Consider the following 12,425-nt stretch of genomic DNA (forward strand, 5'->3'; position numbering starts at 1 on the left):
AAGATCACGATGTCGGCGATGTTCCCGATGAACCAGTTCCCATAGGCGAGGAAGTCCACGACATGTCCGCGGGCGAATCCAGGCCCCGAAAGAGACGATCGCCTGCGTGTGATGCTGCAGCTCCGCCGAGCGCGCCGACGATGATCGCCCAACCTGGGCGCTGAACTCGGAGTGCGAATACGATCGCTGCGATGGTGGCGGCGACGGCGAGTAGCGCGAAGACCCAGGTGTAGCCCTCCCCGAAGGAGAATGCCGCTCCGGGGTTGTAAGCAAGTTGCAACCAGCCAGGCCGCCCGATCAGGGGGATGCGCTCGCGTTCGGTGAGGCTTGCTTCCGCCCACATTTTCGTTCCCTGATCGATCAGAACAACAACCGCGGCGATCAGCAGCGCTCCGCCAGTGAGTTGCCAGCGCTGTGCCGGCGACAATTTCCGCGGAGCGGACGGGCGAGCTTCTGCCTCGGGCGACGTCATGCGAGGACCTCAATCAGACGAACGATGACGCCGGATTCGATCAGGATGAACAGACCCAGACCGATGAACACGGCCGGGACGAGCCAGTGCTCGACGCGTTCCAGCCCCTCAGTGACAGCCTTGTTGGTGCCGATCAGCCGTCCAGCGGCGCACCAGACGGCGACGAGAACGAGGAACACGACGATCATGACGGCGACGTCGCCGGGTGCGGTGGTGCGGAAGATCGGCGTGTACAAAGAGATATTGTCCGCCCCATTGGCAATCGTGATCCCCGCAACACCCCACATTCCAACCGCGGTGATCTTGGCGTCGTCGTCATCGTCATCGCCGTTGCGGCGCAGGCCGGCGACAAGCGTCCAGATACCGATGCCGAGCGGGATCAGGCCGAGGAAACCGACCCATTCGTCCGGGACGATCGTGAGGCCGAGCGCGGCGATCACGCTGATCACGACGAGGGCGATGAACCCGAGGTACTGGCCAGCGACGATCTGCCAGGGCCGGGGCTTCCCCCGGCTTGAGGCGAGGAACAGCACGGTGAGCACGACGATGTCGTCGATGTTGGTCGCTGCGAACAAGCCGATCGCTGATCCGATGGTTGCGAGCATCAGCTTTCCAGCCGCGGAGTGTGTGCGCGGGCGGCTCGCAGCCCGTTGAGGATCACGATGACCTCCGCGACCTCGTGGACCAGGACGACGGCCGCGAGCCCCAGCACTCCGAAGAGTGCGAGCGGGAGCAGTGCCGTGATGATCAGCAGCGACAGGATGATGTTCTGGTTGATGATCCGTCGCCCTCGGCGGGCGTGATCGAACGCCCGTGGGATGAGGCGGAGATCATGGCCGGTGAACGCGACGTCCGCGGATTCGATCGCCGCGTCGGAGCCGGTCGCGCCCATCGCGATACCGATGTCCGCGCCAGCGAGGGCCGGAGCGTCGTTGATGCCGTCGCCGATCATCGCGACCGCCCCTGCCTTCGACAGCTCACCGATCGCGGCCGCCTTGTCTTCGGGGCGCATCTCGGCTCGCACGTCAGTGATGCCGGCCTGCGCAGCCAGTGCACGAGCGGTGCGGGTGTTGTCGCCGGTGAGCATCGTCACGCCGATGCCCTGTCTTGTCAGCGTCCGGACCACGTCGGGGACTTCGGGACGCAGCTCGTCGCGAACGCCGATCGCGGCGACCGGGGACCCGTCACGGTGCACGATCACGACGGTCATGCCCTGCTCCTCGAGCCCCGCCACCCGGTCCGTCAGGTCGTCGGCGTCCAGCCAGCGGGGGCTGCCGACGGTGATTCTCGATCCGTCAACGGTGCCGTCGATGCCGTGCCCGGGCTGCTCGGTCACATCGGCAGCCGCCAGAGTACCCGGGGCCGCTGCGGTGATCGCGGCAGCCAGAGGATGCGTGCTGTGCTGCTCTAACGCTGCCGCCCACGCCAGGGCCTGAGCCTCCGTCACGCCGTTCGCGGTGAGGACGGCGGTGACTGCCGGTTCGTTGCGGGTGAGTGTGCCGGTCTTGTCGACGGCAACGTGGCGGACCGTACCGAAGCGCTCGAAAACAGCACCGGACTTGATGATTACACCGAACTTGCTCGCCGCACCGATCGCGGCGACGACCGTCAGCGGTACCGAGATCGCGAGCGCACACGGAGACGCCGCAACGAGTACCACAAGCGCGCGGGTGATCCACACCTCAGGATCGCCCAGCACCGAACCGATGATCGCGACGAGCGCCGCGAGGATCAGAACGCCTGGCACCAGCGGTCGGGCGATCTTGTCGGCTAGACGAGCACGCTCACCCTTCTCCGTCTGCGCCTTCTCCACCAGCTCAACGATCGTGGTGAGCGAGTTGTCGCTGCCGGCCGCAGTTGTCTCGACCTCCAGTGCACCGACACTGTTGATCGCGCCGGCCGAGACCACATCGCCGGGCTCGACCTCGACCGGGATCGATTCGCCAGTGATAGCCGATGTGTCCAGGCTGGAGCGACCGGAGCGGACGATCCCGTCGGTCGCGATCCTCTCGCCCGGTCGGACAACCATGACCTGACCGACCATCAACTCTCTCGCCTGGACGTGCACGGCAGTGCCGCCCTGCAAGACGGTCGCTGTCTCCGGTACGAGCTTGAGCAGTGCACGCAGCCCGCCGCGGGCGCGGTCCATCGCCTTGTCCTCGAGTGCCTCAGCGATGGAGTACAAGAACGCCAGGGCCGCGGCCTCCTCCACGTAGCCGAGGACGACTGCTCCGATGGCGCTGATTGTCATCAGCAGCCCGATGCCGAGTTTGCCCTTGAAGAGCTTCCGAATCGCACCGGGCGTGAACGTCGACGCACCCAGCAGTAGGCCGATCCAGAACAGTACCAGCGCCGGGATCTCCTGACCCGACCACTCGAGAATCAGTCCGACCAGGAACGCTATGCCGGAGAAAACAGGCACCATGATCCCGCGGTCTCGCCACCAGGGCTGCTCGACCGCGTCGGATTCTTCGTCAGCAGTACTAGAGGGCTCGTGCTCGCAGCCGCACGCCGCGCTCACGCGTCCACTCCCGTCGCGCAGCAACCAACCACCATGCACGCTGAATCCACGCACGGCGCATGCGCGTCGACAGCCAGCGTCACATCGACGAGCGCGACGAGGGCCGCTGCAAGATGCGGGTCGGCGATCTCGTAGCGGGTCTGGCGACCTTCAGGCTCGGCGACCACGATGCCACAATCGCGTAGGCATGTCAGGTGGTTCGAAACGTTTGAACGGGTAAGGACCAGGTCCCGCGAAAGCACTGCAGGATAACTGGGTCCTTCGAGCAGAGTCATCAAGATCCGTGAGCGCGTGGGATCTGCCATCGCCCGGCCAAGCCGGTTCATCACGTCGATACGGGAAGTAATAGTCAGCACACACTGACTGTACAGCAGTGGATGACCAATCGCTAATGGGCTGCCCACTCCCCACCCCGCGGGCGATGCGCGAACAAGCTTCCATCTCATTCCCTACTCGGTGGCGCCACGACCGTTGTGGGTCGCCAGTCGATCCCCGATGACTGCAACCGCAGGATCCCGCCGTTGACATCGTCTGCACCAAACCGATCGGGGCTGCAGGCATCGGCGGCCATCGAGAGGCTCTCCTCGGAACTCACCGCTTCACTGTCCGCTGCCTCGCCAGTCTTAGAGCGGAAGGATGACGGTGCCCATCACCGCCGTCAGCCGGGACATGATGTCGGTCCAGATTCCGCTTACCATCAAGGCGCCCAGCGCGAGGAGCAGCACCCCGCCGATGGCGTTCACGACGCGGATGTGTCGGCGGAGGAACCCGATTGTCTTCGTCGCCCATCCGAATCCGAGAGCGACGAGCAGGAACGGGATACCGAGGCCCAGGGAGTACGCGAGCCCGAGGAAGCTGGCACGCACGGGATCGCCGGCGTTGAAAGAGATCGCCACGATGGCGGCGAGGGTCGGGCCCATGCAGGGTGCCCAGCCAATGCCCAGCGCGATGCCCAGGAGCGGGGCACCGACAATGCCGTACTTGGAATCGATGTGAAAGCGCAGCTCACGTTGGGCGAAGCCGAAGAAGCCGAGGAACACGAGCCCCATCATGATGATGATCACACCGAGGATCCGTGTGATCAGGTCACCCCACTGCAGCAGGAAGACGCCCACCGTGCCGCTGAGTGCCGTGATGAACACGAAGACGATGCTGAACCCGAAGATGAACAGCAGCACTCCGAACAGTAGCCGTCCTCGCGACGGCGATCCGGCATCCCCGGTTGTTGAGCGAGCTCCGCGAGACGCAGCGCCTCGCGGAGCGGCCGTTCCCCCGAGGAAGCCGAGGTAGCCCGGGACGAGAGGGAGCACGCATGGGGACAGGAACGACACGAGTCCGGCGAGCATGGCGAGAGGGATTGCGAGCCAGAGCGCGCCGGATCCGATGATCGCTTCGGGATTCATAGCGTCGCCGAGATCGTCACGACGACTCCGCGAGGGCGTCCTCGACGAGTGTGGACAGGATTGAGGTACCCTCGATCGGACCGATAATGCGCGCGGCAACACGGCCCTGCTTGTCGAGCACCAGAGTGGTCGGGGTGGCGGCGATCGGAACGACTTTGGCGAAGGCGAGCTTGGCCTCCGCCGTGTCGGCATCGATCAGGCTCGGATAGGTGACACCGAACTCGTTGGCGAATGCGGCGGCGGTATCGGCCTGATCACGGGTGTTGATCCCGACAAACGAGACGCCGTTCCCTTTGTATTCCTGCCAGACGCTCTCCAAGTCGGCCGCCTCGACACGGCAGGGTGCACACCCGGCGTACCAGAAATTAACGACCACAACCTCGCCTGCAAGGTCAGCGCTGTCAAGCTTCTCGCCGGTCTCTGTGATGCCGCCGAAGTCGACAGGGTCTCCACGGTCAGCCTCAGGGATCTCTACGATCGCACCGTCGCCGGAGACAAAGCCCGTGTTTTCTCCGCTGAGAAACGATTCACTGACCGGATCGGGCGCGCAGGCGCTCAGGCCGACGATGAAGACCGCGGCCAGCGCGGCTCCGACCGCACGGAGAGAAGCACGGTTGCGGCAAGAACCACCGGGACGAGTTGCATTGACCGTTGGGGCGAGTGGCACAGTTTTCAATTTACGGGGCGTTCCTATGCGTGACCCCGAAGCCCAGGACGCCCGGCACAACCACTGACCGGACCCGATGACGCCGCGCTCTGCGACCGCGTCGCACAGGCGACGATCCTGACGACAGGCCCGGGCGTGCGCGCCCGCAGCTCACTCACCGCGCCGGTATGGAATGGCGCCCCGCCCCACATATACATGACGGTCCCGAGAACCGGGGATACCCATCCGAGCCACGCGGCTCCCGCAGCGAGTACCCGCGCAGCATCGCGAACAATATTCAGGGTATTCCTCGGTCTAGGCTCCGGGGTCCATCTCCCGCCGAAAACGATCGTCTTCGGCAGTCACCTGGGCGCACTGCTGCAGCGTACGACACGCTGACGAAAACCCACCGCAACCCTCTGCCGAACCCAATACGCACGGAAACGACAAGTGAACAGTTTTGGCTGAATCGCACAACGGCGTGGCCACCGAGCATGGGTGACACATGCTGTCAGCAATGCCAGGCGTGGCACGCAAAGCGGGGTTGTGCCACTTCAACGCGGTTCCGACAGTTAAGCTCGTGCTCAGCCCCATCTCACTTCAAGGGGTGTGTTTCTAACCGCCGATATTCACAGTTATCCGAACTATCGGCGCGAAGCCCCATTTTTCGGGGTTGAGAGCGAAACGTACGGACCGTTCCAGGGGCGGAGCTCAATTCAGGCTCCAGCGGCGGTGCTCAGTCGCCTGAGCCGTTGGGCAACACCCCTTTGCGGAATCCTGGTTGATGGGCCGCGACGTCGCTACGCGCCGCGTGGAACATGCACGCGGCCACAATGAGCGTTAGGCATACGCTGCACGTGTTTACGAGCGCTACGGCGGCACCCAACCACATCTCCCGGACCGAGCATTCGGGGCGGCTGACGTCCCGCGAGTCAGCAGACCTTGACCGCCCGAATGACAGCGCCACCTTTGCCCCGCATCCTCAGCGGCACGACTGGCTACTGGCCTCGGCAAAGGCGCTATTAGGGAGCGTCCTCATTCAGCCAGCTTTCGACCCGCTGCAGATCGCGCGGCAGGAGCCCCGGCAAGGACCTTGTCCGCAGGAGCAGGCGCTGATGATTCTGTTGCGGTCCCCATGGGTCGGCCTTGATGCCCACGTTCCCGATTTCATCGTCGATCCATGCGAATCGCGCCGGCTGCACACGGTCAAGAAGCAGTTCAGCGGCCCGACGCTTCCACCACCACTCGGAGTTCGAGTCGAATGCGATGCTCTGGTCAAAGCGTTGGTCGATGATCGTCTTACCCTCGCGAGTATCCACCGAGGGATGATCTGCGCGATGAGGCATCAGCCCGTCGAGACCGAGCGCAGCCTCGAACTCGTCGAGTAACCACGGCTGCTCCAGCCAGGTAGTCAGCCAGGCGCCCTGGACGTCCGAGCGAGCGAGGATCGCTCGAAGCCTTCCGACCACCAGCGGCCTCCAGCGGATCTTCCACCTACCGACTTCCGCCACGGCCAGTTGCTCTCCGCGAGTGTTCTTAAAGCCGTTGATTGCGTCGAAGTTCGCGTAGCGCGGATAGTCGGCCTCGCGGTATCGCTTAGTCAGTTCGAGGTCTCGGTGCCGCTCGTCATAGTCGAGGTTGGTGAACCAACGAACGCCCTTGACGCGAATGTATCGGTTTCCCTCCGCATCAACCCGGGTCCCTGCAGCCTCAAGCGGGTAGTCGGCTGGCACGCGAAACTCGCGGTCGCCGCTGCGGATGCTCGGGCCGTACCACATCTGGTTGTTCTGGAAGAGCGGGAATATCTCCTTGTAGGTGAGCGCGTTCATGTTCCCGAGGATGATGAACTGCTTGTCGTGCTCGACGAGCTGGGCGACGAACTCGCGGAACAGCGAGAATGGCGGGTTCGTGACGACGATGTCCGCTTGGCGCAGCAGCTCGACGCTCTCGGCGCTCCGGAAGTCGCCATCGCCCTTGAGAGGACGCACGCCGATCTCGTTGGCGTCCGGCACGCGGTTGCCGTTCTTGTCGCCGTCGTACTCGAGCCAGACAGCGCGCGAGGAGTCGCCCCGGCTGAACTGGCCCGGATCCTCGCTCTGGTAGCACGTGGCGATGAGTCGCTTCAGGCCCAGCGCCTCAAAGTTCTCGGAGAAGTAACGGAAGAAGTTGCTGACCCTTGGGTCGTCGCAGTTGAGGTAGACGACCTTGCCGGCGAAGTGTTTCCGGTAGTGACTGAGCTCCTTCTCGATGTCAACCAGCTGGGTGTAGAACTCGTCCTTCTTGGCCCCCCTCGCCGCTGACAGATTGCCATTCGCGGCAGTGATGAGCGTCATCGGCCTGCCCCGTCGAGCTCGAGGTGCGATTTCGCGCAAGAGATTGACCGCGTCATAGTTGCGACGATACGGCGGGGGTCCGACTGCGCCTTGATGGCGCGGCGCGAGCTGGGCTGGGGCATCCACTCAGTGTAATGCTCATTGCACATATCTGTACAGCAGGTTGTACAGATATGTGCATATGGCTATACAGTGTTCGCATGACCGCCGTCGAGCGCGCCGAGACACGGGTGACCCTGCTGAAAGAGGCAGTGGACATCGTCGCACGTCTGCAGGCGAACGAGGCCGAGCACGCCGAGCTGCTCGCCAAGCGAGCGGCGGTGTGCAAGGCGCTTCGCGCAGCTGGCACGCCCATCAAGGAGCTCCAGGAGGCGCTCGGCGTCAGCCGGAGCCGGGTGAATCAGTTACTGAGCGACGTGGCTTAGCCGCGCCCGAAGGCCTCCGACGGCCGCGCCTGCCTACCGCCCCATCTGGCGGTCGTGCGTCGACAACATCAGGTCGGCGACGTGTACAACCTCGCGGATGACGTAGCGCGCCGCCTCAGCAGTCACTCCGGTGAGGAGCGTCCGGCCGTGGCCGGTGCCCTGCAGATTCCGCAGCTCGTTGACGGTGAATGCTACGGTCTTCGCCGACTGGTAGATCGAGGGGACCTGCTTCGCGCCCGGGACCGAGTCGTCGACGACCGCCGGGCGAAGCCCCAGCTTCTCGAACGAGAGCGCCACCAGCGCCGGGAAGTCGGCGCGCTCCGGCAGGCGGTTGCCCTCCTCGAGGACGAACTTCGCGACGGCTTCGAGCAGCTCCTTCGCCCCGCCGAGCAGCGCCGCCGGGTCGTCGATGTTCCGCCGCAGCCGCTCGAGCTGTTCATCGAGCGCGGCGCGACCGCCGGTCTCGAGGTGGATGTCGCCCGCGTACTCGAGCCGTCCGTACGCCGAGAGCGCCCAGCCGGCGTGGGTCACCGCCGCGTGCAGGTCAGCGACGTGCTTGTCGTCGGCATACTTTCCAAACGCGCCGTCGAGCCGGAGCGCGTTGAGCATCCCGTCAACGAGCGCGCCCGCGGGCCGCCGCTCGGCCGCTCGGAACACCGCGAGGACGCGCTGCTGCTTGTTCGGTGCCTGCGTGTTCAAGTCGTAGGGATCAGCGTCGACGTATCCGGCGCCCGCGAAGAGTCGTGACAGCGTGGAGTGGCTCGGCCCGCTACCGCCGCCGAAGAAGAACTGCGCGAAGGCGGCGGCGATCTCGTCGTTGAGCGGGAACGTCATGCTTCCATCTTGGCGGCCGCGGAGACAACACCGGAGTCCTCGCGCAGGCGAGACACGAGTACCGTGAGGGCATGCCCACGACGCCGGACGACCCCACCGAGCGGTTCGCGTCGCTCGCGGAAACGGTGCCGTGGGCGACCCCGCGCCTGGACGAGGACCGCGATCGGTTCGTGGCCAAAGAATAAAGCGCGACCATCGACACGGAGCAGACGCTACCGAATGTCCAGAACCCCGCATCTATTCCGCAGATTCACCGCCAGCTCGCGGCACTCGCTGGCAACCGAAAGCAGGCGCGATCAGGACTGTTCAAAGCACCCGCAAGTCCGCAGAAACCCCTGATAGGGCGAAACTCTTACTCGAAAGGTCACCGGATCGATGCCGGTCGGAGCCACAAGGCTGATCATTACAATCAGCCCAGAAACCCTCGCCTAGCTTCTACATGGCGGGGGTTTTGCTTTGCCCTGGTGTTGACGGCTACCGGGGTGACCCACTAGGCGATGATCTGCCGCGGCGCTTGAGCCCGCGGGACTGGCCGGCGCCGAGCGTTCGCAGCGAAGAAGTACGTTCACAGGCGTGGAGCGAGAACGGTTTCGATCCGCTCTCGCTCCGGATGCTCCGAGATGGATGGTCGGATATCTGGTGCATCCGACGCAAGGCAACGCGGCGGCCTGGCGACGCGCCCTTCACTGACCGCAGCCTGGTCCTCGCTTTGCTACGGGGGCGGCGCTCCTCGGCCGCGCAGGCCCTGTCATCCGCGTAATGTCCTGGGTTCGGGGTAGAATCCGCGTGTGGGCACCTCTCTTACGCCGCCGGCAAACCTCTCAAATGCCGCCATAAATCAGCTGGCTCAATCGTTGAGCGCACTGGCGGACGTGCATGATGCCAGTGGTCGGGCCAACCTTGACGCCCTCCTCGAGCGAGTCAACGGAAAAATCTCATTTGATCCGAACCCGTGGGGCGACGAGTCCTCAATCGCTCACGCGGACGGGACATTCGAGATCTTCCTTCCGCGCCTAACGTCTGCCCGGCGTGATCGCTTCACCGTGGCCCACGAACTCGGCCACCTATTTCTGCATCACAGAATGCCGCGGGCGACCGGGGAAGCCGTCTTCCATCGCGGGGGACGAGGCCGGGCCGAGACCGAGGCGAACATCTTTGCCGCGGCGCTACTGATGCCCGCAGAACAGTTCCGTGTCGCCCACGAGGAAGTCGGCGGGGACGAGTGGGCACTGGCGCGACGCTTCGACGTTTCTCCAGCGGCGGCCCGTGTTCGTGCTGAGGTTCTAGACCTTGCCTGAGGCCCAGCTTGAGACCCACTCAGTTCTTTTCCTATCTGTCGACATCGTTGGGTCAACTCAGTACAAGCAAAAGAACAAGGACCTGTGGCGTAAGACATTTCTGAGCTTCTATCGCGAGTTCCCACAGGTGCTGGCCGACATCACCGATCAGTGCACTGACCTTGAAGTGCCCCTAAGGTTATGGAAAGCGGTTGGCGATGAGCTAATCTTCACGGCACGAGTGTCGAGCGAAAGCGAGATCTATCACGCTGTTCGTTGCTGGATCGACGCCATGAACCGGTACGAGGAAAGCTCGCTCTTCGGCGAAAGCTTAGCCACTAAAGGAGGGGCGTTCGTCGCAACGTTTCCTAGTCCCGACAGCGAGTCTTCGATCCCCATCAATCCTTCGTCGGAAGACTCCGACGCTGATGTTCTTGATCTCAACGAGCAAGCCCTGCTGGAACGCGATGAATCACGATACCGGTTCGACTATTTTGGGCCGTCTGTCGACACTGGATTTCGGGTGTTTTCAATGTGTAACGAGCGCTACTTCACCCTTGCAGTGGAGGTCGTGTGGGCGCTCGCTGCGGTGAGCACATCGGAGGGCGTGTCCGATACAAGACACCCGTTGGCTGACCTTGTGTTTCGCGGCTCTCACGCCTTGAAGGGTGTGTGGAATGGCCGAGAGTACCCGCTGTTCGCCATCGACCGAAAGATCAACGAAGGGGTAAACAAGGCGCTTGCCGGTTTGGAGAACCAGGGCGTCGAACCTCATGTTGCGCTAACACTCTGTCGTGAATGCGTAAAGAGCGATGGGTGGCCCTCCCACATCTATCTTGCGAACGCGCTGCACCCGGAGTTCAAGGCTCCACCGTCAGGCACTCAAGTGAACACCACGGAGCCTACGACCGCCGTCGACGGGTATGAATCGGTTGACGAATCAGCGCCGGAAGGAGTCCCAAACTCGTCAATCGACGAATTGCTAGCCGACGTGCGAAAAATTCTGGGCATGGAGCCAGACCCGAATCCCTGACGCCTCGGTTGCTGTATCTAGCTCCACTGAACATACGCGCTCAAGCAGTCGCGACCAACGGTAAGGGCGCCACGGAGACACTGGGCAAGCATCGACCAACGAGCACCCCCGTTTTCAGCCGAGCAATCAGCCCAGAAACCCTCGCCTAGCTTCTGCATGGCGGGGGTTTTGCTTTGCCCTGGAACGAACGGGGCGCGGCTTCCCGGATCCGAGGCGTCACATCCCGATCCCCGCCGACATAGAATATGGCTCAGAAGACATTTCTACGGGAGGCGACATGACCAACGCATCAGTGCTCGTGCGCGCTGCGCGGAAGAGCAGCGGCCTCACGCAGAAGGATCTCGCCGAGCGAACCAACGTCGACCAAGGCCGAGTATCTCGGGTGGAAGGTGGCCGGGAGGCTGAGTTCAGCACAGTCGAGCGCTTCCTCCGTGGCGCCGGCTACCGCTTGTACTCCGCACCGACGCGACGGGACGACGCGGCAACCATCGCGGCGGCGATCCGCGGGTACCTGCGAGCGGGTGACAAGCACAGCGCACTTCGCGAGTTCATCCAGCTGAGCGACAACCTCAACGCCGAGCACGGCCTCGTACGCGGGGTCCTCGGTCTCGCGGAACCCGAGCCGACCGGCGACCGCGTCTGGGACGCCGCCCTGGCAGCCCTCGTGGATCTTCGCCTCCGCGAGGAGGGGCTCCCCACTCCGGCGTGGGTCGACGCCCCGAACAGGCGGGTCCAGGTTCCCCGTACCCTGGACGTCGATCCGGCGGATCCGATCCCGGCGCCCGACGACGTGCCCACGGAATTCTTCGAGCGTGGTGTCCTTGTCTGGCAAGACACACTGACGAGCGTCTGATGGCTGACGCACTGAACCGCGACGACATCATCGCCGGCATCCGCGACCTGGTCGGCGAGCTTCATGCCGCTGGCGAAGTCGCAGGCATCCGACTTGTCGGTGGCGCTGCGCTCGTCATCAGGTACTTCGACCGCCGGGCCACCGGAGACCTCGATTCCCTTCACATCAACCCTGGAAGTGACGAAGCCGTTCTCGCCGCGGCCTCGCGCGTCGGGGACCGACGAGGGTGGAGCGTCGGCTGGTTCAACTTCGCTGTAGAGCACGCTGATTCCGTGCCGACGTTCGGCCGTCGAGCTGTCGAGTGGGAGACGATCTACGACCGAGACGGCGTCATCATCCAGGTCGCCTCGAAGGACGCGCTTCTCGCCATGAAGCTCCGCGCCAACCGGCCAGGACGCGACGTGGACGACATCCGTCAGTTGCTCAGCCTCTGCGGCATCACCACATTGGAGGCGGCGGAGGCTCACTACGAGGACTTCTACCCGGGCGACGGCCTCAGCGACCGCGCTATCGGCATCGTCGAGCGGATCCTCGATGCCGGCCTGCCGACAGCGGTTCCCTCCCCCGGTCCCATCCATCTCTGACGCGATAACAGAGCGGGGTGGAGAGAGGGGAGAACGGGAGGAGG

Annotated in this window: 13 protein-coding genes; 5 read left to right on the forward strand and 8 right to left on the reverse strand. The window is 64.0% G+C overall.

Annotated features, from left to right (window positions below; all coding sequences use genetic code 11):
- Window positions 1–4 precede the first annotated feature (4 nt).
- The 7 genes from BK819_RS02285 to BK819_RS16295 all read right to left on the reverse strand — a co-directional run bounded on the left by BK819_RS02285 (window position 5) and on the right by BK819_RS16295 (window position 7,375).
- On the reverse strand, window positions 5–472 hold the full coding sequence (locus BK819_RS02285) for a signal peptidase II (protein ID WP_231868230.1): 468 nt from the start codon (window positions 470–472) through the stop codon (window positions 5–7).
- Window positions 469–1,077 carry a cadmium resistance transporter gene (locus BK819_RS02290; protein ID WP_029266243.1) on the reverse strand — a complete coding sequence of 203 codons (609 nt, stop codon included), beginning with the start codon at window positions 1,075–1,077 and terminating at the stop codon, window positions 469–471. The genes BK819_RS02285 and BK819_RS02290 overlap by 4 nt, the downstream gene beginning before the upstream one ends.
- Window positions 1,077–2,993: a cation-translocating P-type ATPase gene (locus BK819_RS02295; RefSeq protein ID WP_062635479.1), complete on the reverse strand. Its 1,917-nt coding sequence runs from the start codon at window positions 2,991–2,993 to the stop codon at window positions 1,077–1,079. The genes BK819_RS02290 and BK819_RS02295 overlap by 1 nt, the downstream gene beginning before the upstream one ends.
- Window positions 2,990–3,349 carry a helix-turn-helix transcriptional regulator gene (locus BK819_RS16290; RefSeq protein WP_083391616.1) on the reverse strand — a complete coding sequence of 120 codons (360 nt, stop codon included), beginning with the start codon at window positions 3,347–3,349 and terminating at the stop codon, window positions 2,990–2,992. Before BK819_RS16290 ends, BK819_RS02295 begins: the two co-directional genes overlap by 4 nt.
- Window positions 3,350–3,616: 267 nt before the next feature.
- A complete protein-coding gene (locus BK819_RS02300; RefSeq protein WP_029266247.1) occupies window positions 3,617–4,396 on the reverse strand; it encodes a cytochrome c biogenesis CcdA family protein in 780 nt (259 codons plus the stop codon).
- A 16-nt stretch (window positions 4,397–4,412) separates the two neighbouring features.
- Window positions 4,413–5,063 (reverse strand): TlpA disulfide reductase family protein, encoded by a 651-nt coding sequence (locus BK819_RS02305; protein WP_029266249.1) that lies wholly within the window; start codon window positions 5,061–5,063, stop codon window positions 4,413–4,415.
- Window positions 5,064–6,064: 1,001 nt separating this feature from the next.
- Window positions 6,065–7,375 carry an adenine-specific methyltransferase EcoRI family protein gene (locus BK819_RS16295; RefSeq protein WP_083391617.1) on the reverse strand — a complete coding sequence of 437 codons (1,311 nt, stop codon included), beginning with the start codon at window positions 7,373–7,375 and terminating at the stop codon, window positions 6,065–6,067.
- A 200-nt stretch (window positions 7,376–7,575) separates the two neighbouring features.
- Between BK819_RS16295 and BK819_RS02315 the strand changes: the two genes are divergently transcribed.
- Window positions 7,576–7,800 carry a hypothetical protein gene (locus BK819_RS02315; RefSeq protein WP_029266267.1) on the forward strand — a complete coding sequence of 75 codons (225 nt, stop codon included), beginning with the start codon at window positions 7,576–7,578 and terminating at the stop codon, window positions 7,798–7,800.
- A 33-nt stretch (window positions 7,801–7,833) separates the two neighbouring features.
- On the opposite strand, the gene BK819_RS02320 is transcribed toward BK819_RS02315, so the two are convergent.
- Complete coding sequence (locus BK819_RS02320) at window positions 7,834–8,634, reverse strand: abortive infection family protein (protein WP_029266269.1); 801 nt, start codon at window positions 8,632–8,634, stop codon at window positions 7,834–7,836.
- Between the two features lie 788 nt (window positions 8,635–9,422).
- On the opposite strand from BK819_RS02320, the gene BK819_RS16300 reads away from it, so the two are divergent.
- The 4 genes from BK819_RS16300 (at window position 9,423) to BK819_RS02330 (ending at window position 12,381) form a co-directional block, all read left to right on the forward strand.
- Window positions 9,423–9,932 (forward strand): ImmA/IrrE family metallo-endopeptidase, encoded by a 510-nt coding sequence (locus tag BK819_RS16300; protein ID WP_083391618.1) that lies wholly within the window; start codon window positions 9,423–9,425, stop codon window positions 9,930–9,932.
- The gene (locus tag BK819_RS16475) at window positions 9,925–10,944 is read left to right on the forward strand and encodes a hypothetical protein (RefSeq protein ID WP_143049228.1); all 1,020 of its coding nucleotides are present in this window, start codon (window positions 9,925–9,927) and stop codon (window positions 10,942–10,944) included. The genes BK819_RS16300 and BK819_RS16475 overlap by 8 nt, the downstream gene beginning before the upstream one ends.
- A 277-nt stretch (window positions 10,945–11,221) precedes the next feature.
- Complete coding sequence (locus tag BK819_RS02325; protein WP_071327685.1) at window positions 11,222–11,797, forward strand: helix-turn-helix transcriptional regulator; 576 nt, start codon at window positions 11,222–11,224, stop codon at window positions 11,795–11,797.
- Complete coding sequence (locus BK819_RS02330; protein WP_083391619.1) at window positions 11,797–12,381, forward strand: hypothetical protein; 585 nt, start codon at window positions 11,797–11,799, stop codon at window positions 12,379–12,381. Before BK819_RS02325 ends, BK819_RS02330 begins: the two co-directional genes overlap by 1 nt.
- Window positions 12,382–12,425 lie beyond the last annotated feature (44 nt).

The sequence above is a fragment of the Microbacterium sp. LCT-H2 genome (genome assembly GCF_001866135.1).
Classification (GTDB): domain Bacteria; phylum Actinomycetota; class Actinomycetes; order Actinomycetales; family Microbacteriaceae; genus Microbacterium.